At 58.0% G+C, this 24042-nt stretch carries 21 protein-coding genes; 14 read left to right on the forward strand and 7 right to left on the reverse strand.

Annotation, left to right across the window (positions count from 1 at the left end; all coding sequences use genetic code 11):
• Positions 1-13: 13 nt before the first annotated feature.
• From ROR01S_RS22780 to ROR01S_RS22790, 3 genes are all read right to left on the reverse strand, one after another.
• Positions 14-1666: an MFS transporter gene (locus ROR01S_RS22780; RefSeq protein ID WP_015584458.1), complete on the reverse strand. Its 1653-nt coding sequence runs from the start codon at positions 1664-1666 to the stop codon at positions 14-16.
• Positions 1666-2097 (reverse strand): MarR family winged helix-turn-helix transcriptional regulator, encoded by a 432-nt coding sequence (locus ROR01S_RS22785; protein ID WP_015584457.1) that lies wholly within the window; start codon positions 2095-2097, stop codon positions 1666-1668. The genes ROR01S_RS22780 and ROR01S_RS22785 overlap by 1 nt, the downstream gene beginning before the upstream one ends.
• A 244-nt stretch (positions 2098-2341) precedes the next feature.
• Complete coding sequence (locus tag ROR01S_RS22790; RefSeq protein WP_004861355.1) at positions 2342-3616, reverse strand: Glu/Leu/Phe/Val family dehydrogenase; 1275 nt, start codon at positions 3614-3616, stop codon at positions 2342-2344.
• 652 nt (positions 3617-4268) lie between these two features.
• Here ROR01S_RS22790 and ROR01S_RS22795 point away from each other — a divergent pair.
• The 8 genes from ROR01S_RS22795 to aldA all read left to right on the forward strand — a co-directional run bounded on the left by ROR01S_RS22795 (position 4269) and on the right by aldA (position 14609).
• Positions 4269-5474: a bifunctional succinylornithine transaminase/acetylornithine transaminase gene (locus ROR01S_RS22795; protein WP_064357111.1), complete on the forward strand. Its 1206-nt coding sequence runs from the start codon at positions 4269-4271 to the stop codon at positions 5472-5474.
• Positions 5475-5491: 17 nt separating this feature from the next.
• Positions 5492-6514, forward strand: coding sequence for an arginine N-succinyltransferase (gene astA / locus ROR01S_RS22800; protein WP_160873162.1), 1023 nt, complete (start codon positions 5492-5494; stop codon positions 6512-6514).
• Positions 6505-7971, forward strand: a complete 1467-nt coding sequence (gene astD, locus ROR01S_RS22805) for a succinylglutamate-semialdehyde dehydrogenase (RefSeq protein WP_004861363.1) — start codon at positions 6505-6507, stop codon at positions 7969-7971. Before astA ends, astD begins: the two co-directional genes overlap by 10 nt.
• A gap of 22 nt (positions 7972-7993) precedes the next feature.
• Positions 7994-9334 (forward strand): N-succinylarginine dihydrolase, encoded by a 1341-nt coding sequence (gene astB, locus ROR01S_RS22810; RefSeq protein ID WP_064359905.1) that lies wholly within the window; start codon positions 7994-7996, stop codon positions 9332-9334.
• Positions 9335-9344: 10 nt separating this feature from the next.
• The gene (gene astE / locus ROR01S_RS22815; protein WP_004861370.1) at positions 9345-10340 is read left to right on the forward strand and encodes a succinylglutamate desuccinylase; all 996 of its coding nucleotides are present in this window, start codon (positions 9345-9347) and stop codon (positions 10338-10340) included.
• Between the two features lie 10 nt (positions 10341-10350).
• On the forward strand, positions 10351-11787 hold the full coding sequence (locus ROR01S_RS22820) for an amino acid permease (protein ID WP_064359906.1): 1437 nt from the start codon (positions 10351-10353) through the stop codon (positions 11785-11787).
• Between the two features lie 374 nt (positions 11788-12161).
• Positions 12162-12962, forward strand: coding sequence for a YdcF family protein (locus ROR01S_RS22825; protein ID WP_048024322.1), 801 nt, complete (start codon positions 12162-12164; stop codon positions 12960-12962).
• Between the two features lie 198 nt (positions 12963-13160).
• The gene (gene aldA / locus ROR01S_RS22830) at positions 13161-14609 is read left to right on the forward strand and encodes an aldehyde dehydrogenase (protein WP_032717365.1); all 1449 of its coding nucleotides are present in this window, start codon (positions 13161-13163) and stop codon (positions 14607-14609) included.
• 72 nt (positions 14610-14681) lie between these two features.
• Here aldA and gap read toward each other — a convergent pair whose 3' ends face one another.
• Positions 14682-15680 carry a type I glyceraldehyde-3-phosphate dehydrogenase gene (gene gap, locus ROR01S_RS22835; RefSeq protein WP_044352203.1) on the reverse strand — a complete coding sequence of 333 codons (999 nt, stop codon included), beginning with the start codon at positions 15678-15680 and terminating at the stop codon, positions 14682-14684.
• Positions 15681-15930: 250 nt separating this feature from the next.
• Between gap and ROR01S_RS22840 the strand changes: the two genes are divergently transcribed.
• Positions 15931-16266 (forward strand): gamma-glutamylcyclotransferase family protein, encoded by a 336-nt coding sequence (locus ROR01S_RS22840; RefSeq protein WP_004861389.1) that lies wholly within the window; start codon positions 15931-15933, stop codon positions 16264-16266.
• A 72-nt stretch (positions 16267-16338) separates the two neighbouring features.
• Here the strand turns inward: ROR01S_RS22840 and ROR01S_RS22845 are convergent, their stop codons facing one another.
• Complete coding sequence (locus tag ROR01S_RS22845; RefSeq protein ID WP_064359907.1) at positions 16339-17367, reverse strand: LLM class flavin-dependent oxidoreductase; 1029 nt, start codon at positions 17365-17367, stop codon at positions 16339-16341.
• 302 nt (positions 17368-17669) lie between these two features.
• Here ROR01S_RS22845 and ROR01S_RS22850 point away from each other — a divergent pair, with 302 nt between their 5' ends.
• The 4 genes from ROR01S_RS22850 to ROR01S_RS22870 all read left to right on the forward strand — a co-directional run bounded on the left by ROR01S_RS22850 (position 17670) and on the right by ROR01S_RS22870 (position 20705).
• Positions 17670-18524 (forward strand): AraC family transcriptional regulator, encoded by an 855-nt coding sequence (locus ROR01S_RS22850; protein ID WP_004861394.1) that lies wholly within the window; start codon positions 17670-17672, stop codon positions 18522-18524.
• Between the two features lie 54 nt (positions 18525-18578).
• Positions 18579-18989, forward strand: a complete 411-nt coding sequence (locus ROR01S_RS22855; RefSeq protein WP_015584449.1) for a DUF2000 domain-containing protein — start codon at positions 18579-18581, stop codon at positions 18987-18989.
• A gap of 279 nt (positions 18990-19268) precedes the next feature.
• Positions 19269-20186, forward strand: a complete 918-nt coding sequence (locus ROR01S_RS22865; protein ID WP_004861401.1) for a M14 family metallopeptidase — start codon at positions 19269-19271, stop codon at positions 20184-20186.
• A 231-nt stretch (positions 20187-20417) separates the two neighbouring features.
• Positions 20418-20705 carry a hypothetical protein gene (locus ROR01S_RS22870; protein WP_227699507.1) on the forward strand — a complete coding sequence of 96 codons (288 nt, stop codon included), beginning with the start codon at positions 20418-20420 and terminating at the stop codon, positions 20703-20705.
• A 130-nt stretch (positions 20706-20835) separates the two neighbouring features.
• Here ROR01S_RS22870 and ROR01S_RS22875 read toward each other — a convergent pair whose 3' ends face one another.
• Positions 20836-21729, reverse strand: coding sequence for a cation diffusion facilitator family transporter (locus ROR01S_RS22875; RefSeq protein ID WP_064359909.1), 894 nt, complete (start codon positions 21727-21729; stop codon positions 20836-20838).
• 156 nt (positions 21730-21885) lie between these two features.
• Here ROR01S_RS22875 and ROR01S_RS22880 point away from each other — a divergent pair, with 156 nt between their 5' ends.
• Complete coding sequence (locus ROR01S_RS22880) at positions 21886-22575, forward strand: VIT1/CCC1 transporter family protein (protein ID WP_004861411.1); 690 nt, start codon at positions 21886-21888, stop codon at positions 22573-22575.
• Between the two features lie 276 nt (positions 22576-22851).
• Here ROR01S_RS22880 and ROR01S_RS22885 read toward each other — a convergent pair whose 3' ends face one another.
• Positions 22852-23907: an SDR family oxidoreductase gene (locus ROR01S_RS22885; protein ID WP_064359910.1), complete on the reverse strand. Its 1056-nt coding sequence runs from the start codon at positions 23905-23907 to the stop codon at positions 22852-22854.
• Positions 23908-24042 lie beyond the last annotated feature (135 nt).

Here is a 24042-nt window from a genome sequence, read left to right on the forward strand (position 1 = left end):
AAAATTATCAGTGTTATTTGCTGCCCGTCGCGCGTTGCAACGCGATACGGGCGGTAATACGCAGTCTTATCAATCGCCAGAACACCCAGATCAGCGTCCCGGCGGAAATCGCCGCGGTCAGAAGATAGGTGTCATTGTAGGCAAGAATATTGGCCTGCAGCGTCGAGGCGTTTTGCAGCAGCGTGCTGGCCTGGACGTTCAGCAGGGTACTGTCGCCGATCTGGCTTTGGTACAGCTGGCTGTATTGCTGCAGGCGCTCGGTAATTAACGGGTTCAGAGTGGTCAGCTGGTCGGCCAGCTGGCTGGAGTGGAACTTCTCCCGCCAGGTCTGGAAGGTCCCGAGAATAGCCGAACCCAGCAGGCCGCCGATATTCTGGCTCATCCCAAACAGCACCGAAAAACTCACCAGGTTGCGCGGGTCGGCAATGACCCCGCCGATCCCGGCGAGCATGGCCGGAGCGAGGAAAAAGGCGCTGCCGAAACCGAGTAAAAACTGGCTGAACATCAGCTGCTCCGGGCGAGTCAGGATGGTGGACTGACTGTCGAGCAGCGAGGCTAGCATGATGCAGGTCAGCGCGGTGGCGATCGGCCAGTAGAGCCGCTGCGGATTGAGGGTCAGACAGCTGGCGATAATCCCGCTGAGGATACCGGCGAAAATTGACCAGGCCAGCGTGCCCATCTGTTCGTTTTGCAGCCCCGCGTACTGTAGCCAGCCGATAACCCCGGTGTTTTGCTCCGCCAGCACAATGCGAATAAGCAGCATAATCAGCCCCAGACGCAGGATACTGCCGCTGGAGAGCCACTGCGTATTGAGCAGCGGGTTGCTTCGGTTGTGCTCAAAAACAATGGCCGAGACAATTAACACCACCGCGCCCGCCAGCGACCAGCCAATCCACGGGGCTTCAAACCACCAGTCGAGACGGCCCAGCGACAGGACGGCGCAGACCAGCGCCATGCCGGGCGCCAGCAACATGAAGGTAATGAAATCCTTTTTCTCGAACACCTTTTTCCGATCGCTGGGCGGCAGCTTCAGCACGATAACGCAGGCCAGGGATATGAGTGCCAGCCCCAGTTCGAAGAAGTAGAGTCCGCGCCATTCGTCAAGCTGTAACAGTTCGGTGGAGAACAGGCGGGCAATGGGGATCGCCAGCGAGGAGCCGGTAATGCCAATCGTCAACGCTTTCAGGCGGTGGCGAGCGGGCCACGCCTGCACCTGATAATAGATACCCAAAGAACTGAGGGCGGCCGCCACCATGCCGTGGGCGGCGCGAACCATCATCGCCGAGCTGAGATCGTTGACGAAGAGGTGGAAAAAGGTCACCAGCACGTAGAGCACCAGGAAGCCTTCGGTAAAGGCGCGCAGGCCGAACTGCTGGCGGAATTTCACCAGCAGCAGGTTAATCGACACGTTGGTCATCACGTACACCGCGGGCAGCCAGGCGATCTCCGTGGACCACGCGGCAAATGTCCCCTGCAGGTTTTGCAGGTTGGCGGTCACCACCGCATTACCCAGCGCGCCGGTCAGGCACACCAGCAGCCCGACGATGCCATAGGCGATGCGTTTCGGGGGGCTGTGAATCGGCGTTGACGGCGAGCCGAGCAGCGCGGGTTTCTCGTGCGGCGCCCAGTCATGAGGGCGATAGGGATTACTCTCGCGGCGCGGCATTATTTTTTCTCCAGCTCGCGCAGCAGGGTTTCCAGTACCCGCTGAGTGCGCTCGCGCTCCTCGGCGGTGATGGAACTGAGGATCTCTTCGCGCAGGGCGTCCGCCACGGTTTTGACCTGGTGATAGACCTCAAGACCCTTTTCCGTGGCGACCAGCAGCCGTTTGCGTTTATCGCGCTCGGTGATAACGCGCTCGACCAGCCCCAGCCCGACAAGGCGATTGACCAGCGGAACGATGGTGGCGCTTTCCACGCCCAGCTCCTGGGCCAGCTCAATTTGCGACAGCGGGTCGGCGTTGCGGGCAATGGCCGCAACTGCGACCCAGCTGGCCTGACTCATACCGAGGTCTTTCAGGCGGCGATTGACCGCCAGCCGCCAGTGGTGGGCCGTGAGATACAACAGATGGGAAAAGGTAAGCTGCCGGTTATCCATAGTCTTCTTCGCATCAGTACATGACAAAATCATTAGAGCTCTAACTATTCTATTCCTGATGGAAAGCCAAATTCAAGGGCAGATGCTAAAAAGTTGTTAACGCTACGTGCGCTTAGCAGGGGGAATACCTGACACGCTGACGTGCAGGGGGGGAAGAACGAACCGGGAAGGGCGCTACCGGTGGGATGGCCTGGCGTGGACAAAAAAAAGCCCGGGCGATAGCCCGGGCGGGGGGCGCTGCATCTTAGCCTGGGTAGATACCGCGATCTTTACGCGCCATCAGAATGCGTTCACAGGCGACGATATAGGCTGCGGTACGCAGAGAGCACTCTTTGTCTGCGGCCTTCTCGCAAACGTGAATGATCGCGTCAGTCATGATGCGGTCCATCTTGGCGTTGATCTCTTCTTCGCTCCAGAAGAAGCTCGCCATATCCTGGACCCATTCAAAGTAGCTGACGGTCACGCCGCCGGCGTTACAGATAACGTCAGGCACCACGACGACACCGCGTTCGGCAAGGACATCATCCGCTTCCGGATAGGTCGGGCCGTTCGCCCCTTCCAGCACCAGCTTACAGGTCAGTTTTTCTGCGCGCTCGCGCGTGATCTGGCCTTCCAGCGCGGCGGGGATCAGAATGTCCATCTGGGTGGTCCAGAAGGCATCTTTGTCGATTTCACGGGCGCCCGGGAAACCGGCAATCTGCTTCTTCTCAGCCTGCCATGCGGTCAGGGCGGCCATATCAATGCCCCCTTCGTTATACAGGGTGGCGGTGTGGTCCTGAATCACCACGATCCGCGCGCCCACTTCGGCGAACAGACGAGCGGCTTCGCTACCGACGTTACCAAAACCTTGCAGCGCCACTTTCGCGCCTTCAATTTCAATTCCGGAACGGCCGGCGACTTCACGGCCGGTAATAAAGACGCCGCGACCGGTCGCTTTTTCACGTCCCAGCGAACCGCCGAGGTGAATCGGCTTGCCGGTCACCACGCCGGTAATCGTGGTGCCATGGTTCATGGAATAGGTATCCATCATCCACGCCATTACTTTACCGTTGGTGCCGACGTCCGGGGCCGGAATATCTTTCTGCGGCCCGATAATCAGACCGATTTCGCTGGTATAGCGGCGGGTCAGACGCTCCAGCTCGCCTTCTGACAGGCTGAACGGGTCAACGCGCACGCCGCCTTTGGCGCCGCCGTAAGGAATATTGACCGCGGCGCACTTAATGGTCATCCAGGCAGAAAGCGCCATCACTTCGTTCAGGTCAACGTCTGGATGGTAGCGAACACCACCTTTACCCGGTCCACGCGATAGATTGTGCTGTACGCGGTAACCTTCAAAGTGACGGATAGTGCCATCATCCATCTGCACCGGAATGTCGACAATCAGCGCGCGTTTCGGGTGACGCAGAGTTTCCACCCAGTAGGCGAGATCGCCCAGGTAAGGCGCGACGCGGTCGATCTGGCGCAGGTAGGTTGTCCATGGAGATGTACTACTTTCAGATGCGTAAGATAACTTTTCCATAAGAGTCCTGTTCTTAGTGTTATTTATGTCGTGTGAAACCGTGGAATATTTCTACCCGTCATACTTCAAGCCGCATGAGCGTTGGCTTTCCTCGTTCACCCCAGTCATTCACTTCAGTAAGCCCTGGGGATCCCCTGCGTCGCCGCCTTCCTGCAACCCGAATGATTCAGGGTACACAGCAGTAAACTCTGTGCAATGAATGTTATCACCAATTTTATAAACCGGTATTTGACGGGTATTCCGAATTTTAAATTTTTGTTAGAAATTTGGTTTTTCGATTGCATAACTACGCAGCCAAAAACGGGATCATGTTGTGCATTTATATGCATATTTTATGCACTATGGTGAATAGTAAAATAATTTTTTCATATTTATCATTATCTTGATGATCTTCAAAAAGTGAATAAAATGATGGTGCTGGTATTGACTTTGTCACGCGACAGGGCCCAGCATGAGAGCACGCAATGCACAAGGTATTAACCGAGAGTTAACAAATACCCATAAATATAAAAAGGCTTTGTTTTATTGTGGTGAATATATCTTCATCGCAACGGGCTCGTTCGCCAGTAAAACAGGGATCGGGGAATTGTTAATGTCGACTCACCATGATTGGCCCACTGAATAATGCCAATAATCGTTCCGGAGAATTGTTATGTCAGGCTCTATGACTCGTGAAGATTTTAATTCTTACATGGTTCCCTGTTTTGCCCCTTCGCCCTTTATTCCAGTGAAGGCGGCGGGCTCGAAAGTCTGGGATCAGCAGGGTAAAGAATATATCGATTTAGCGGGTGGCATTGCCGTTAACTCTCTCGGGCACACCCATCCGGCGCTGGTTGCGGCGCTGAAATCTCAGCTTGATAACCTCTGGCATATCGGCAACGGCTATACCAATGAGCCGGTGCTGCAGCTGGCGAAAACGCTGGTGGAATCGACCTTTGCCGATAAGGTGTTCTTCTGTAACTCCGGGGCGGAAGCCAATGAAGCGGCGCTGAAACTGGCGCGTAAATATGCCCACGATAAGTCTGGCGCGGACAAAAGCGAAATTATCGCCTTCCAGAATGCATTCCACGGCCGCACGCTGTTTACCGTGACGGTCGGCGGGCAGCCGAAATACTCATGCGATTATGCGCCGCTGCCGCAGGATATTACCCATCTGCCCTATAACGATATCGCGGCGGTCAAAGCGGCAATATCGGACCGCACCTGCGCGGTGATCGTCGAGCCGATTATCGGCGAAGGCGGCGTGATGCCTGCCGACCCGGCGTTCCTGCAGGCGCTGCGCGAACTGTGCGACCAGCACGATGCTGCGCTGATTTTTGATGAGGTCCAGACCGGTGCCGGACGTACCGGCACGCTGTATGCCTACCAGCACTACAACGTGGTTCCGGATATTCTCACCAGCGCGAAAGGACTCGGCGGCGGTTTCCCGATTGGGGCGATGCTGGCCAAAGAGGCCTGGGCTCAGGTTTTCCAGCCGGGCACCCACGGCACCACGTTCGGCGGCAATCCGCTGGCGGCGACGGTCGCCAACACCGTTCTGGCCCAGCTGGATGACCCACTGCTGGCCGGCGTCGCCCGGCGTCATGACCTCATCGTCGAGAAGCTGAACGCGCTGAACGCTCGCTACGATCTCTTCAGCGCGGTACGCGGTAAGGGGCTGTTGATCGGCGCAGAGCTGGCCAGCCATCTGCGCGGCCAGGCTAAAACCCTGACCAATCTGGCCGCGGAAGAGGGCGTCATTGCGCTGATTGCCGGTCCGGATGTCCTGCGCTTTGCTCCGGCGCTCAATATTCCGCTGGCGGACATTGAGGACGCTTTCGTGCGCCTTGAACGCGCCGTCGCCCGCCTGACGCGCTAATCGGGGGACGGTTTATGATGCTATTTCGTCCCGTTCGGGAAGATGACCTCGACGATATTATCCGCCTCGCGTCGCGGGCGGGAGTCGGTATGACCTCGTTACCCAACGACCCCGCGCGGCTGGCCGCGCGGATCCAGCGCAGCGTCGAGACCTTTGCCGGTAAGCTGCCGCGCGGCCAGCAGGGCTTTCTCTTTGTGCTGGAAGATACCCGCCTGGCGCGGGTCGTGGGGGTCAGCGCCATTGAAGTCGCCGTGGGCCTCGACGAGCCCTTTTATAATTTTCGCCTGCAGCGTACCGTCCGCGCCTCGAAAGAGCTGGGGGTCTATAAAAATCAGGAATTGCTGAATCTCAGCTACGACCATACCGGACACAGCGAGCTGTGCACGCTGTTCCTGGACCCGGAATATCAGAAAAACCGTAATGGTCTGTTTCTGTCGAAGGCGCGCTTCCTGTTTATCGCCGCCTTCAGAGAGCTGTTTTCACCGCATCTGTTTGCAGAATTACGCGGGCGCAGCGATGAGCAGGGCAACTCCCCCTTCTGGGACGCGCTGGGCCATCACTTTTTCGACATTCCGTTTGCCGATGCCGACCGGTTGACCGGTACGGGAATGAAAACCTTTATTGCCGAACTGATGCCGGCGTACCCGATTTACGTGTCGCTGCTGCCGGATGACGCCCGCGAAGCGATCGGCCAGGTGCATGCCAATACCTCGCCGGCGCGGGCGATTCTGGAGAAAGAGGGATTCAGCTGGCGCGGTTCGGTCGATATTTTTGATGCCGGCCCGGTACTGGAAGCTGAAACCGACGCCATCAGGGCAATCAGCGAGAGCCAGTTTATTCCGGCCATGCAGCTGATGACGGAGCGGTCGTCGCCGCTTATCGTCGCCAACAACCAGTTCGAACAGTTCCGTGCGGTATTGATATCGCCGGACGATCAATCGCAACTTAATCAGGCCGCGCTGGACGCACTGGCGGTGAATGAAACCGACCGGGTTCATGCGGTGACTTTACATCCGGAGGCAAGAATATCATGGCGATAAATGCACAGTTAATCGCAGGGCAGTGGCAGCAGGGGAGCGGCGCAACGCTGACCAAACTGGCTCCGGAAGATCAATCCGTCCTGTGGCAGGCGCCCAGCGCCGGTGCGGCGGAGGTGCAGGCCGCCTGCGCGGCAGCGCGCGGCGCATTCTATGCCTGGTCCCACCGACCGCTGGCGGAGCGCATCGCCTGCGTTCAGCGGTTTGCCGCCCTGCTGGAAGCGCAAAAAGAGGCGCTGGCGACGCTTATCTCCCGGGAAACCAGCAAGCCGCTGTGGGAAACCCGCACCGAAGTGCAGGCGATGATGGGGAAAGCGGGCATCTCGATAGAAGCCTACAGCGAGCGTACCGGCCAGCGCGAAACCGCGATGCCGGACGGTAAAGCGCTGCTGCGCCATAAGCCGCACGGTGTGATGGCCGTTTTTGGCCCCTACAATTTTCCCGGTCACCTGCCGAACGGACACATTATTCCGGCGCTGATTGCCGGGAATACCGTGGTGTTTAAGCCGAGCGAACTGACGCCCGCCACCGCCGAACTGACGGTGAAGCTGTGGCTGCAGGCCGGGATCCCGGACGGCGTTATCAACCTGATTCAGGGGGGGAAAGAGACCGGCCAGGCGTTGCTGGAAAACCGGGATATCGACGGCGTGCTGTTTACCGGCAGCGCCTCTACCGGATTCCATTTCCATCGCTACCTCAGCGGTCAGCCGGAGAAAATGCTGGCGCTGGAGATGGGCGGCAATAACGCGCTGATCGTCGCCGATGTGACCGACAGCGATGCGGCGCTGAATGTGATTATTCAATCCGCCTTTATCTCCGCCGGACAGCGCTGCACCTGCGCGCGCCGGCTGCTGGTCAAACGCGGCGCCGAAGGCGATGCGCTGCTGCAGCGTCTGGTTGAGGCCAGCGCGAGGATCCGCAGCGGAAAATGGGACGCCGAACCACAGCCGTTTATGGGAGGGGTTATCTCTCTTCAGGCGGCGCAGGGGATGCTGGCGGCGCAGGACAAACTGGAAGAACTGGGCGGCAACGTCCTGCTACGCCTGCATCAGCCGGACCCGCGCTCCACGCTCTTAACGCCGGGTATTATCGACGTGACCGGCCTGGATGTTCCCGATGAAGAGTACTTTGGTCCGCTGTTGACCGTGATCCGCTATGACACCTTTGATGAGGCGATCCGCATTGCCAACCACACCCGTTATGGGCTGGCCGCGGGGCTCATTTCCGCCGACCCGGCGCTGTTTGAGCAGTTTGCCGACGAGGCACGCGCCGGAATCGTTAACTGGAACAAGCCGCTAACCGGCGCCTCCAGTAAAGCGCCTTTTGGCGGCGTGGGAGCGTCCGGCAACCATCGCGCTTCGGCGTGGTATGCCGCCGATTACTGCGCGTGGCCAATGGCCTCCCTGGTCAGCGAAACGCTGACGCTGCCGGCGACCCTCTCGCCTGGCCTGTCATTCTGATAACGGATTCTGTGAGGACACCATGTCTGGTTTTGAAGCTAATTTTGATGGCCTGGTTGGGCCGACGCACCATTACGCCGGTCTTTCGGTCGGCAACGAAGCCTCGCAAAACAACCGCGACGGCTTATCCAACCCGAAGAAAGCGGCGCTGCAGGGGCTGTTTAAAATGAAAACCCTGGCCGACAAAGGCTTCGTTCAGGGCATTTTACCGCCGCAGCCGCGGCCAAATATTTCCGCTCTGCGCGGACTGGGCTTTCAGGGGAGCGATGCGCAGGTGATTCAGCAGGCCGCCGTCGAGGCGCCGCATCTGCTGTCCGCATTTAGCTCCGCGTCGTCGATGTGGACCGCCAACGCCGCCACGGTATCGCCTTCTGCCGACAGCGCCGACGGAAAGCTGCATTTCACGGTCGCCAACCTGAACAACAAGCTGCATCGTTCTCAGGAGGCGCCGACGACCGCGTCGATTCTGCGCGCCACCTTTGCCGATGAGACCCGTTTTAGCCACCACGACGCGCTGGCGCAGCATGGCGATTTAGGCGACGAAGGGGCGGCGAACCATAGCCGCTTTTGCACCGACTATGACCGCCAGGGGGTACAGTTTTTTGTCTACGGTAAGCGCGCCAGCGGCGGCGTGGCGCCGGCGAAATATCCGGCCCGTCAGACCCTCGAAGCCAGCCAGGCGATTGCGCGTCTGCATCGGCTGAACCCGGAATATACCGTATTCGCCCAGCAGGATCCGGCGGCCATCGACCACGGCGTGTTCCATAACGATGTGATTTCGGTCAGCAACCGCCACGTGCTGTTCCATCATCAGCATGCTTTTTTAAATCAGCAGGCGGTGCTGGACACGCTGCGGGAAAAAACCGCGCGGCTGGATATCCCGTTTACCAGCGTCGAAGTGCCCCAGGCGCAGGTCAGTCTCGATGATACCGTGGCCTCCTATCTGTTCAACAGTCAGTTGCTCAGTAAAGCGGATGGCACGATGCTGATCGTGGTGCCGGAAGAGTGTCGCCAGCGCAGTAATGTCTGGCAGTACCTGAGTGAACTGGTCAGCAGCGGCGCTTCGCCGATCAACGAGGTGGCGGTCTTTGATCTGCGTGAAAGCATGCGTAACGGCGGCGGCCCGGCGTGCCTGCGCCTGCGCGTCGTGCTGAATCATGACGAACTGGCGGCGGTGAATCCGCGTAGCCTGATGAATGACGAACGCTATCAGCAGTTGACCGGCTGGGTTGAAAAACATTACCGCGACCGTCTGCATGCCCGTGACCTCGGCGACCCGCAGCTGTTGAGCGAGGTTTACCAGGCCCTTGATGAACTGACGCAGATTTTAGGTCTGGGTTCGGTCTATGACTTCCAGCGCTAAGGGACCGGGAATGGAAAAAACAGTCAATGATTTACTCCAGTGCAAGCTGAGCCGCTGGCCTTTTCCGGCGGCGATGGAGGCAAGCTGGTTAGCCGATGGCGTGCTGCAACTGCTGCCGCAGACGCCATGGACCCAGGCTACGGTAGTGTCAGCGGGGATCCATGGCAACGAAACCGCGCCGATTGAGATCCTGCTGCAGATCATGCAGGCGCTGAGCGAGGGTAAACAGCCGCTCAGCCATGCGCTGCTGCTGGTGTTCGGCAATCTGCCGGCCATTCGCGCCGGTCGCCGCTATTTGCATAACGACCTCAACCGCCTGTTTGGCGGGCGGCATCTCGCCGTGGCACCGGGGAATGAGTCCCGGCGCGCGGCGGAGCTGGAGGGGGCGGTCGCGGCCTTCTTTGCGACCGCGGATCGCCAGGGCCACGCGCGTCGGCTACATCTGGATTTGCATACTGCGATACGCGGTTCGCGCTACCGCCAGTTTGCGCTGCTCCCGGCCCGCGAGGGAGAGTATGACGCCGGGTTTTACGCGCTGCTGCAGGCCAGCGCTATGGATGCCATCGTGCGTCATACCGAACCTGGCGGCACCTTTACGCACTACACCAGCGAAAAATTCGGCGCGCAAAGTGCCACCCTGGAGCTGGGCAAAGTGATGGCTTTTGGCGAAAACGACCTCCGTCTGTTTGCCGGGACCGACGCCGCGGTGCGCGCACTGATTGCCGACGCTGCGCTGCCTGCACGGGACAAAGCGCCGGCGGACTATTTTCTGGTGCAGGAGAGCATCATCAAGAGCGACAGCGATTTTACGCTCAACCTTGACCCGAAAATTGACAACTTCACCGCGCTGCCTGCCGGGTATGAAATTGCCCGCCAGCCGGATAAAACGTGGGTTGTTCAGGCTCACGCGCCGTACATCTTATTTCCGAATGCGGGAGTGGCAACCGGGCAACGCGCCGGTTTGTTGCTGAAGTCAGCCGCGCCATGCCTTTCTTTGCCTGCTTGAAGGAATCGACATGACTCAACATCAACGCGAGGGGCAGGTGAATCCTGCCATCGACGGGGAGTGCCCGTCGCAGCTCAAACGCGGCCTTGGCGCCCGGCACATTCAGATGATTGCGCTGGGCGGCGCTATCGGCACCGGCCTGTTCATGGGGGCGGGAAGAAATATTGCGGTGGCGGGGACCTCGATCCTCGTGATTTATGTCCTGGTGGGTTTTTTTACCTATATGGTGATGCGGGCTATGGGCGAGGTGCTGCTCACCCGGCTTGATTACCGCTCTTTCGCCGATTTCGTCGGCGATTATCTCGGTCCGCAGGCCAGCTTCTATTTAGGCTGGACCTACTGGCTGAGCTGGGTGGTGACCTGTATCGCCGATGTGGTGGTGTGCGGTAGCTATATGCAGTACTGGTTTCCGGAGATGTCAGCCTGGGTGCCGGCGCTCAGCACCCTCGGCATTCTGTTCCTGTTCAATTTGCTGTCGGTCAAAATGTTCGGCGAGGCCGAATTCTGGTTTGCGCTGATCAAGGTCATTACCATTATTGCGCTGATTCTCACCGGCGCGTGGATGGTGGCGACCGGCTGGACTTCGCCTGATGGCGTGAAAGCTTCGTTGCACCACATCACCGACCCGACGGTGTTTATGCCGCACGGCGTCACCGGCTTCTTTGCCGGTTTCCAGATAGCGATCTTCTCCTTTACCGGAATTGAGCTGCTCGGCACGATGACCGCCGAAACCCGCGATCCGCAGAAGATTTTGCCGAAGGCGATCAACGCGCTGCCGCTGCGGATTATCATTTTTTATCTGCTCTCGATGGTGGTGATTATTGCCGTGGCTTCCTGGCCTGGCGTCTCGCCGGATGCCAGCCCCTTCGTCACGCTGTTTGCTAATGCCGGGCTGCCTGCGGCGGCGGCGGTGATTAACTTTGTCGCGCTGACCTCGGCGATGTCATCGGCCAACAGCGGCGTCTACTCCAGTACCCGCATGCTGTACGGCCTGTCGGTAGAGAAACATGCCCACGGCCAGTTCCGCATTCTGTCGCGCACCACGCGTATTCCGGTGCGTAGCCTGCTGTTCTCCTGCTTCTGCATGCTCAGCGGCACGCTGCTGCTGTTCCTGGTGCCGAACGTGATGACGCTGTTCACCATTGTGTCGACGCTGGCGGCGATTATGGTGGTATTCAGTTGGGGGATGATTCTGGTGGCTTATCTGGTGTATCGCCACAAGCGTCCGGATCTGCATGAACAATCGACCTTTAAGATGCCGGCGGGGGTTGTCATGAGCTGGATCAGCCTGCTGTTTTTCGCCTTCTCGATTTTTATCATGATCTTCGATCCGGATACGCTGAAAGCGCTGATGGCGACGCCGCTGTGGTTTGTGGCGCTATGGCTGTTCTGGAGGATAAAACAGAAGCGGGAAGGGCAAACGCAGCTGGAGAGGCTGAACGCCTGACCGGATGCCGACAGCCGCGGGTCTGCTGTCGGCGTCATCTTAGCAAATCATAACCTGGCGAGTTTCATCAGCCGCCGCAGAAGATGGCGGCGGCTGACAGGCCCGCCGTTCCTGCCCGATACGCCGCTACCCGGTCGTCCGCTGCCGTCCTCCGCGCCTTTTATCGATTTTCAGGTGGCCAACATGATGATGCGTGAGCCTCTGCGCGCGTTAATGGCATCATTGCGGTGATGATTCAGGCGCAAGCCATTCGTTTTTAGCTAGCATGGGGGCTTTTTAGTCACGCCTTCCCGTTTATTCGCCGACGCTGTGGGTGAGGGGTTATGATAGGGCCGGACGTCCTTGATGGATGAGATGGCATGAAAGGAGCGAGTATGAGTGAGCAGTTCCCATCCCTGCCGGATGCAACGCTGGCGGCGGCCAACCGCCTGGGCCAGTGGCTGGCGCTGGATGATTTTACCGCACAGGCGCCGATGCCGGCGGTGGATATTGTGGTGCTGGCGGGCAATGCGGTGATCCCGACCATTGATGCCGCCTGTCGGCTGGCGGCTGACGCCGGGGTCCCGCTGCTGATTAGCGGCGGGATTGGCCACTCCACGGTCTTTCTCTACGACGCGGTACGCAACGATCCGCGCTATCGGTCGCTGCCGGTCGACGGGCGCCCGGAGGCGCATATCCTCGCCGATATCGCCCACCGTTTCTGGCATATCCCCCGCGACAGGATCGTGGTTGAGGATCGTTCCACCAACTGCGGTGAGAACGCGCGCTTTACCCGCGAGATGCTGGCGGCGACGGGAATCGCTCCCCGCGCTGGCGTGGTGCTCCAGGATCCGACGATGCAGCGGCGAACTATGGCGACCTTTGCCCGGGTCTGGCAGGGCGAGGCGGTCGTGCCGCAGTGGTACAGCACGCCGGGCTGCGCGCCGCTGCTGGGCAATACGGCGAACGGGCTGGCGTTTCGCGGTGACGCTGCCGGGCTGTGGCCGGTCGGACGCTACCTGTCGCTGATTCTTGGCGAGCTGCCGCGGTTGCTGGATGCGCCCCAGGGATACGGCCCGCGCGGAAAAGATTTTATCGTCCATGTAGATATCCCCGCCCGGATCCTCGAAGCCGGACAACGCTTGAGTGAAGACAACCTGCTGGGTGAAGCGCTGAACGCCCGCGCGCCCGGCTGAGCGTTGCCCGTTTGCGGCGCGTTTTTCGCAAACGGGCAATTTTTGTTGCCAGTATGTAACTTCATCGGCGTGATGTTGGCGCGTTTTCATGAGCTGTTTCACAAAATTATGCTGACCGTCTGCTCTTAGCGCGGCGTGTGGGTAGATTTTTAACAAATAAGTTACTTGTTAAAAACACTAAATCTACAGGAGCAGGCCATGACAGCACCCGTTCAGCACCCGATGTATATTGATGGTCAGTTTGTGGTTGGGCGCGGCGACGCCTGGATCGATGTACTCAACCCGGCAACGGAAGCGCTGCTTTCCCGTATTCCCGATGGCACGGCTGAGGATGCCCGGCGGGCTATTGAGGCGGCAGAGCGCGCGCAGCCTGCCTGGGAGGCGCTGCCGGCGATTGAGCGCGCGGGCTGGCTGCGGAAAATTGCCGCCGGCATTCGCCAGCGCGCGCAGGAGATTGCCGCGCTGATCGTGGCGGAAGGGGGCAAAATCCAGCAGCTGGCGGCGGTGGAGGTCTCATTTACCGCCGATTATCTTGACTATATGGCCGAGTGGGCGCGTCGCTATGAAGGCGAAATCGTCCAGAGCGATCGGCCAGGGGAAAACATCCTCGTCTTCAAACGTGCGCTGGGCGTCACCACCGGAATCCTGCCGTGGAACTTCCCGTTCTTCCTGATCGCCCGCAAGCTGGCGCCAGCGTTAATTACCGGTAACACCATCGTCATTAAACCCAGCGAATTTACCCCCAACAATGCCGTCGCGTTTGCGCAGATTGTCGATGACATCGGTCTGCCGAAAGGGGTATTTAATCTGGTGCTGGGCCGCGGTGAAACCGTTGGTCACGAGCTGGCGGCCAATCCCAAAGTGGCGATGGTCAGCATGACCGGCAGCGTCGGCGCGGGCGAGAAGATTATGGCCGCCGCGGCGAAGAACATCACTAAAGTGTGCCTTGAGCTGGGCGGCAAGGCGCCGGCCATCGTGATGGATGATGCCGACCTTGAGCTGGCGGTAAAAGCGGTGGTGGATTCCCGGGTCATTAACAGCGGGCAGGTATGTAACTGCGTGGAGCGGGTCTACGTACAAAAAGGCATTTACGATCGGTTTGTAAATCGCCTGGGCGAAGCTTTAAAGGCGGTACAGTTTGGCGACCCGGCTACCCGGGACGATATCGCCATGGGGCCGTTGATCAACGCCGCCGCGCGGGAACGCGTCGAGCAGAAAGTCGCCAAAGCGTTAGCGCAGGGGGCGCGTCTGGCGCTGGGCGGCAATGCGGTAGCGGGCCGCGGCTATTTCTATCCGCCGACGCTGCTGCTGGACGTACGCCAGGAGATGGACATCATTCATGAAGAGACGTTTGGCCCGGTGCTGCCGGTGGTGGCGTTTGACACCCTGGATGAGGCGCTGGCGATGGCCAATGACAGCGACTATGGCCTGACCTCCTCGATCTATACCCGGGATCTGAATGTGGCGATGAAGGCGATAAAGGGGCTGAAGTTCGGTGAAACCTACATTAACCGCGAGAACTTTGAAGCGATGCAGGGCTTCCATGCCGGATGGCGAAAATCAGGTATCGGCGGTGCCGACGGTCGTCATGGGCTGAATGAGTATCTGCAGACCCAGGTCGTCTATTTACAGTCGTCAGCGCGGTAGTCGCCAGCGCCGGTTCCGGCCGGGCGACAAGCGGATAGCCGGGCTATCCGCTTTTTTTCGTCGCCGCGATGGCTAGTGGGCAAATTTATCCAGTACGCGGATGAGCTGGGTGACAAAACCGTACTCGTTATCGTACCAGGCGACGGTTTTGACCAGTTGAACATCGCCGGCTTCGGCGACTTCAAGCTGGGTGGCATCGTAAATAGAGCCGAAATGGCTGCCGATAATGTCGGAAGAGACGATCTCTTCTTCGGTGTAGCCGAAGGATTCGTTGTTCTCCGCCGCTTTTTTCATCGCCTGGTTGACCTCATCGGCGGTGACTTTTTTCTCCAGGATGGAGACCAGTTCGGTGACTGAGCCGGTTTTGGTCGGCACGCGCTGGGCGTGACCCTTCAGCTTGCCGCTGAGCGCAGGAATAACCAGCCCGATGGCTTTCGCCGCCCCGGTGGTGTGCGGGATGATATTTTCTGCCGCCGCGCGCGAGGCGCGTAAATCTTTCCCCCGCGGGCCGTCAACCAGCGACTGCGTGCCGGTGTAGGCATGAATAGTGGTCATGGTGCCGAGCTTAATGCCGAAGGCGTCGTTGAGCACTTTGGCCATCGGTGCCAGGCAGTTGGTGGTACAGGAGGCGACGGAAATGATGGTGTCATCGGCGGTCAGGGTATCGTCGTTGACGTTATAGACGATGGTCTTCATGTCACCGGCAGGAGCGGAGATCAGGACTTTTTTCGCCCCGGCATCGAGGTGCGCCTGCGCCTTCTCGGTTGATGTGTAGAAGCCGGTACACTCGACAATCAGTTCTGCACCCACCGCTTTCCACGGAATATGCCGGGCCTCTTTCTCGGCATAGACGGTAATTTTCTTGCCGTTCACGATGAGCGCATCTTCGGTAAAATCAACGCTCCACGGGAACGGCCCGTAGTTAGAATCATGTTTTAACAAATAGGCCAGCACTTTCGGTGAGGTCAGATCGTTGATCGCCACCACTTCAAGCGGGCTGTTCACTTCCAGTAAACGGCGTAATACCAGACGTCCGATACGACCAAAGCCATTAATCCCTAGTTTGCTCATGTAAAGCCTCCGATAGGATGGTGAGTGAGGTTGAGGGTATAAGACACTCCAGGCATACTCTACTGATGGTGAATCGGCAACCCGGAAAGTCGCTCCATCCGCTAAGCGGTTGAAAAACACTACAGAAAAATTAATGCATTCTCTGCCGCGGATTATCCGCGTTTCCCGCATCTTGCTAAGCGCCGTGTTCCCTCGTATTTTGAACCTTTTCACCGCCCGTCGGGCATGAGTGACTTTGCGACGAGGAATCATGGAACGCTTATTTGTTTACGGCACGCTGCGTCCGGGCCAGGAAAATGCCCCCATTCTGGAAACTATCGGCGGCGAGTGGCTGCCGGGGTGGGTGCACGGCACGTTTTATGCGCGCGGCTGGGGAGCCGCTGCCGACTTCCCGGGTATCGTCCTTGATAAAAACGGTCCCCGGGTCGACGGCTATCTCTTTACATCGGATAAACTTGCCGCGCACTGGCCGATGCTGGATGAGTTCGAAGCGGGCTACGACCGCGTGGCGGTGGAGGTGACGACGGTAGAGGCGCAGCGCGTGACCGCGTGGATCTATCAGCTTCAGCCGCCAGTCCGCCCATAACTCATCCCGGCGATCTGCACCGGGCCATGTGCCCCGCCAGCCGGCGGCGGGCAGGGCGTGGAGAGGGCAAATTTATTTGTCGCGCCAGCCCATTGCCGGCGCCACATGCCGCAGGATGGACTCGATGACGTGCACGTTGTAATCGACGCCGAGCTGGTTCGGCACGGTCAGCATCAGCGTATCCGCCTCGGCAATCGCCTCATCCTGCTGCAGCTGGGCAATCAGCTTGTCCGGTTCGGCGGCGTAGCTGCGACCAAAAATTGCGCGGGTCTTCTCATCGAGGAAACCGACTTTATCGCTGTCTTCATGGCTGGAGCCAAAATAGCGCCGGTCCCGATCGTCCATCAGGGCAAAAATGCTGCGGCTAACCGAGACGCGCGGCGTCCGCGTATGCCCGGCCTGCGCCCAGGCGTCGCGATAGGCACGGATCTGTTTTGCCTGTTGAATATGGAACGGTTCGCCGGTTTCATCGTCTTTTAAGGTCGAGCTTTGCAGGTTCATCCCCAGTCTGGCGGCCCACTCCGCCGTCGCATTCGAACCGGCGCCCCACCAGATGCGGTCGCGCAGACCCGCGGAATGCGGTTCCGGGCGCAGCAGACCCGGCGGGTTCGGGAACATCGGCTGCGGATTGGGCTTCGCAAAGCTTTCGCCGCGCAGGACGTCCAGCAACACCTCAGTATGCCGGCGCGCCATATCGGATTCATTTTCCCCTTCGCCAGGGACGTAACCGAAATAGCGCCAGCCATCGATGACCTGCTCCGGGGAGCCCCGGCTGATACCCAGCTGCAGGCGCCCGCCGGAGATCAAATCCGCGGCGCCGGCATCTTCGGCCATGTACAGCGGGTTTTCATAGCGCATATCGATAACGCCGGTTCCTATCTCAATACGCCGGGTTCTGGCGCCGATCGCCGCCAGCAGGGGAAACGGCGAGCTGAGCTGACGGGCAAAGTGATGCACTCTGAACCAGGCGCCGTCAGCGCCCAGCTCTTCAGCGGCCACCGCCAGATCGATGGATTGCAACAACGCGTCAGCGGCAGAGCGGGTAGCGGACTGCGGCGATGGCGTCCAGTGACCGAATGACAAAAATCCAATCTTTTTCATGACGTCTTTATCCTGGTTTGCAGGGAAATGTTCAGTAGACGGGCGCCGGCCTCGATAAGCCTGCCGGTTCTCGTTGGGCATAATCACTACTTTACGTATTCCCTGAGGAGAATAAATCACGTTTGTTTAACATAATGCATCAAATAAATTGATTGAAACGGGGCGCCGGCGCCCCCGTCCGGGAGCGACTGACTGGTGCGATGCGCCGCCGATCCCCGATAATATGTGGCGCATTTTAGGCCAATTCGCCGCGCAGTTCCCTGTTAAGCTTATTGTCTCGCCAACGTTGTCAGAGTGTGATGATGTCAGAAAAAACGCCGCCGGCGACATCCGGCGATTGGATCGACTTTCGCCGGGATACCGCGACGGGGATTGAAAGCGTCAACGCGCACTTTAAAGGCCATGCTTACGACAGCCATGACCACGAGGAGCTGCTGGTAGGGGTGACGTTACAGGGTTCCCAGCGCTTTAGCTGCCACCGCGCGGTGCATACCAGTACGCCGGGAAACGCGATCCTTATTGAGCCGGGCGCAGCGCATGATGGCCATGCCCCGCAGCCCAGTGGATTCACCTATGCCATGCTCTACATCCCGCAGCGCTGGATGTCCGACAGTCTGGATCAGCGCGGCATGGGCGATATTTCTCTGGTGGAGGCCGCTTTTCGCCATACGCTGACCGCCGATCGCGAATTGATCGTGGCCATCTCGCAGGCGTTTGCGGCCATTCATTATGGGGAAGGTCGGCTGGCGTGCGATGAGAGCCTCGATCGTCTGGTGGCGCATCTGACGCCGCACGTTGCCGTAAAGCCAGCAACGGCGATGACCGATTCCCTGGTCAGGATGAACAGGGTCCGCGAGTATCTGCACGACCATCTTGCCTGGAATACCGGCCTCGATGAGCTGGCCGAGATCAGCGGTATCGACCGGTTCCGCCTGAGCCGGCAATTCAAGGCGGCCTTCGGACAGACGCCCCATGCGTATCTGGTCAGGCTGCGCCTGCGCACCGCGCGACGACTGCTGGCTGGAGGTCTGGCTGTGTCGCAGGTTGCGGCAGAGACCGGTTTTGCCGATCAAAGCCATTTAGGTCGCTGGTTCCGACGCGCTTACCGGATGTCTCCGGTTGCCTTTCAGAGCCGCTGCTCAAACGTTCTATCCTGATGCCCCGTTCCTGCGTGAAGATAGCCTTTTCGCGGTACAGACAGGAGTATTTTGATGACGTTTGACACTAAGATTGCCTATATCGTGCGCGATGATTTAGCGACATGGCAGCGACTGAACGTGGTGGCATTTCTGGCGACGGGGATTGCCTCTGCGGCGCCCGAGATCCTCGGCCAGCCCTATATCGATGCACTGGGCCGGCAATATGGCAATATGTCTGGCCAGCCCATGCTGATCTTTGAGGGCGGGCTGGAAAAACTGCAGGTCGTGCATCGCAAAGCGCTTGAGCGGGAGGTGACCATCATTCCCTACATCCACGCCATGTTTGCTACCGGGTATGATGAGGCCAATCGTGAGGTATTTATGGCCGCCGATGCGGAGAATCTGGATCTGGTCGGGCTGGGGATCCGTGGCCCGAAAAAAAAGGTGGATAAAGTGATCAAAGGGCTCTCGCTCCACGGTTAGTTTACCTGCTGTTGATACGAAGGCGGGTTGCCCCAGGCCACAGCTTTCCGGGCGGCAGGAACAGCGTCCGCCTCCGTATTGATCCTGCTTTGGCGGAAAATCGCCTGTTGACCGGCCTTCAGCCGCTGTTGTCCTTGCGGCGATCTGTGCTTTAATTCAGAGATGGCGCAATTAGCCAACGGCCTGATTGCCCGAGATGTTTTCATCGACGGTTCCGGAAGGTGCGCTGCATACCTCTCTTCCCGCACCCGATACTCTCTTTTATTCTCTGAGTGAAATATGACCCTGAATCAGTTTTATCCAATCGGTACCCCGGGGCAACCCTGGACAGCAGACGAAATACAGCAGTGGCGGCAGAACCAGACGCGATCCAGGAGCTATCAGCGCGATGTGTCAGATGTCCTCGATGGCCTGAAGCACCGCTTCGATGTCATTCAGTATGGCGAATTGCGTTACGCCGATGATGTTTATCCGTTGAGAGCGGTAAAATCAAAAAACTGGGACGATACTCTGCCGGTGGCGCTCGTGACGGGCGGCGTCCACGGTTATGAAACCAGCGGCGTGATGGGCGCCCTGACGTTTTTGACGGAATATCAGGATGAGTATGCGGGAAAAATCAATCTACTGGTTGCTCCCTGCGTCAGCCCCTGGGCCTATGAGCGTATTTCCCGTTGGAACTACGATGCCGTCGATCCTAACCGGCAATTTTTCCCGGAGGGCGCAGCGGAGGAGTCCCTGGCATTGATGAGGCTCATTTCGCCGTTGAAAGGTCGGTTCGCCGTTCACGTTGATTTGCATGAAACGACCGATACGGACGAAAGCGAGTTCAGCCCCGCGCGGGCTGCCAGAGACGGCGTGGCGTATAAACCGGAGAATATTCCTGATGGCTTCTATCTGGTTAGCGACGAGCGCAATTCAAGGCTGGATTTCCAGAGCGCGTTGATTTCCGCAGTTGCGCAGGTGACGCACATTGCTCCGTCGCTGCCCGGCGAGACCGTGCTCGGCTATCCGGTCATCGGCCAGGGGATTGTTGAGTATGACAATAATGCCTGGCACCTGTGCTCGACCATGACTGGCGCGCCGTTTACCACCACAACCGAAGTCTATCCCGATAGCGCGAAAACGTCTCCGCAGGAGTGTACCCGGGCGCAGGTAGTCACCGTCCGTCGGGCCATCGAATTTGCATTATCACACTGAGTGATCAGATCGGGCAGATATTGCCCGGTCTGCCTGCGGGTCTTCTGATTCGTATTTATCGAACGGTCGTTTCGCAAATTACAGGTTGTCATCACAAAAATAAATCTGTCATTATAATAATTATTGTTTGCTATTCTCTATGAATTTAAATGGTGGCTTTTGACTATGTCCGTAGGGTTGAGCTGCGGTTATTTAAGTCAACCATTAAAGATAATAAACAGATAATGAATTATGATTTCAGGTGTTCATATTTCTATATTTGTAATGGCTGTGGTTCAGTTTATATTTATTGTCCCAATTAATTTTTTTATTGCGTGGGACTGTTGGTGTCTGGGCGATTTGTTATACGCATTAATCGCGGGCGCGCTGTCTACAGTTGGCGCGGCCATTTCTATACAGACCCTGCGCTTGCTGATCGCCTCGCGACAAGAGGATTATCCTTATGCAAATGGCGAACGACAGCAATGTCCAGGCACCCCCATGCCGTGCAATGAAATCCCGGATGAGCAAAAGTCCTGAGCGGTAAGTTAACGGCGCTGACGGGATTTCTGTGCAGCGGATTCAGATACCCCAGGAGCCTGCGCCACACGCCTCGGAAAGGCGGTGCGAGGAGCAGACCTGAGCGAGCCTGCGTCTACACCCCGCGATGTCACGTTGCGACTGAACATGGATCAATATGAACCATGACATTCAGTACCCCGTGCTTGTGTAAAACCCTTTCCCGAGCCGCCACCGCAATGTCATGGCCATCCCGGACGGAGAGATGCTCCGGCACTTCCAGATGCACATCGACGAGGATAAGATCTCCCACTTTTCGCGTTTTCAGATCGTGAAGCCCGGCGACCCCCGGCGTTGACAGAAGAAGCGCTTTGATTGCATGTTCCTTGTCGGTATCCACCGCGCGGTCCATCAGATCGTGCATCGCGTCAGCGGCAAAAGAGTAGCCCATGCGCAGTATCAGCAATCCGACCACAAAAGCCGCCGCCGGATCAAACCAGGGGTAGCCGGCCAGCGTCCCGGTAATACCAATCGCGACAACAACCGATGAAGCGGCATCTGAACGGGCATGCCATGCATTGGCCATCAGCAGAGAGGACTGGAGACGGATGGCTACCCTGCGCATATAGCGGAACAGCGTTTCCTTAATAGCGAGCGCGGCAAGCGCGACCCACAGCGCGGTCACATGTACCTCAGAGAGTGATGCAGGGTGCAGCAATTTTCCCGCAGCCGACCACAGCATACCGACGCCCACGGCGACCAGCATCATTCCGAGAATCATTGACGCACCGTTCTCGTATCGCCAGTGGCCGTAATGGTGGTCGCTGTCCGAGGGTTTACGGCTCTTTATATTTGCCAGCAGCACCACCACATCTGCCACTAAATCAGAAAGAGAATGAATACCATCAGCAATTAAACCCTGAGAGCCAGAAAATATACCGCTAAGAATTTGCATGAACGACAAAATAATATTTACCGCGGCGCTGATTAATGTGCTTTTTTGTGCGGTGGCTGAACGTTCATGATACCCATTATCATTTCGCATAAAACTGTCCGTTTAAATAATTCACCTCAGGCACTGGATTATACTGGCGTAATCTTAATGGAAGGTTAATGATAAAAGAATAAGTTATGAGTGAGGCGGTTTTTATATATCTGTCATGCCAGGATGACTCATTTCCCGATCGAAAGGAAAACCACTATGCATCTGGAACGACACAGTATCGGCAAAGTAGGGTGGCTAAGAGCGGCAGTGCTGGGGGCGAACGATGGCATCGTGTCGACCGCCAGTCTGGTGCTCGGGGTCGCCGCAGCGGGCACTTCGCCGTCGGGTATTTTACTCGCCGGCGTGGCTGGGCTGGTTGCGGGCGCCATGTCGATGGCAACCGGCGAATATGTTTCCGTCTCATCGCAGGCGGATAGCGAACACGCGGCGCTCAGTCAGGAGAAAAGAGAGCTGGCGGCAAATTATGAGGAAGAGGTGCAGGAACTGGCTTCGCTGTACAGGCAGCGCGGACTGGAGTCGGCTCTGGCATACCGGGTCGCGGAACAGCTTATGGCGAAGGATGCGCTGGACGCTCATGCCCGGGAAGAGCTGGGGCTGACGGAGACAAATTCGGCGCAGCCGCTGCAGGCCGCGATGTTTTCAGCGTTCAGCTTTTCCGCCGGCGCGCTGTTGCCGGTCATCATCGCATGGCTAGCGCCGGCAACGCTGGTTTTTCCGTTCGTTATTCTCTCCACGCTTTTTTCGCTGGTTATTCTTGGCTATATCTCATCGACTGCGGGCCATGCGTCACCGATGAAGGCAATAATCAGAATCACTTTCTGGAGCGCAATGGCCATGGCTTTATCCATGGGGGCCGGTTCTCTCGCCGGTCAGGCCATGGCCTGAATGACCATTAAGCGATAAAATTGAGAAAATATTCAGGTCGTCAGATAGCACTACACTGGCTGGTATTACTGCTCATCGTAATCACTTACGCGGCGCTGGAGTTTAAGGGGATTTACCCTGAATACTGCGAATGATGCCGGGAAAACATCGGGACTAAGCCGGTAATCTGCCCCTTCACCGGCTGGTGCCGGGAGAGCGTCGCGCGCAACCTCCCCCGGTGACCGTTCTCCGGCACAGGCCGGCGCGCTGCGGTTTTTATTTCAGCGCCACGCGCTTTCAGGGGATAATACGTGCCTCTCTCAGCTGCGTGAACAGACTGAAAAACATTTCGTCGGTTGCCTGCATCCGGGGGAAGCCCGCCCGGCGCAGCTTACTGCCATCGCCAAACATGTCGTCATTCCAGCTAAAGACGAAATCGGCAAAATTGCCGTCGCTTAACCGTAAAAGTTCCGGCTCCACCAGCCGCTGTCCGGCAAGGTCGCGCCATTGCGCGCCATAGTCCTTAAATAACTGCTGAAAGGAGAGCCTGACCGGCGGGGCAACCTCCAGCGCGAACCAGCGTGCGATCAGCGGCCATAGTTCGCTCCAGCGCCAGACGTCACCGTTATTGACGTTGAAAGCCTGATTCTGCGCCTCGGGGGAGGTGGCTGCCCACAGTGTCGCTTCTGCCAACAATCCGGCATCCGTGAAATCGACGATGCTGTGCCAGGTCTGTGGCGAGCCGGGAAAACGCAGCGGCAGATTCAGAGCCCGGCACAGCGAGGCGTACAGGGCGATACTCAGGACAAGATTCATGGTATTGCCCGGCACCGCGCTACCCACCACGCCAGTCCTGATGGCATTCCAGTGCCACGTTTTACCTCGTTGAAAATGGCTGAGCCACGCGAGCTGGGCGGCGTTAAATTCAGCGCCAGGGACGCCAGGATCGCTTTCACGCGCCGGAGTTTTAAACGGTCCAAGATGCGCGCCATAGACCTTGTATCCTTGCATCAGACTGATCGCTTGCAGCGGAGCCCTGTGCTCGATTTGACTGACCAGATTACGCAGCATGGTGACGTTCGGGGCAACCATCTCCGTCCAGTTTGCAGCATTCACCCAGGCACTATAAAAAATATGGGTGATATCGCTAAGGGGCCGCAGCGCCCGCGCGCTGCCCGCGGCATCGAGTAAATCAACCTCGACCATCGGAATGCCGTGAGGGTGGGAGAGGGCATGGCGGCTCAGTCCGATGACCTCCCACCCATTGCGCAGAAGCGTTTTGACGAGCTGGTTGCCGATAATGCCGTTGGCGCCGGCGACCAGCGCGACTTTCTGTTGTTGTGTCTTATTCATCGTGTTTCTCCAGGGAAGGTGACGGAAACAGTGTGATATATTATTTTTTTCCCACATATCCCCTGAAACTGATGGCACTTATAAGCAGAATCATTAAATGAATAATAAGCTCAATGCGATAGCCACTTTTTTACG

It is taken from the genome of Klebsiella ornithinolytica NBRC 105727 = ATCC 31898 (genome assembly GCF_001598295.1).
Taxonomy (GTDB): Bacteria; Pseudomonadota; Gammaproteobacteria; order Enterobacterales; family Enterobacteriaceae; genus Klebsiella; species Klebsiella ornithinolytica.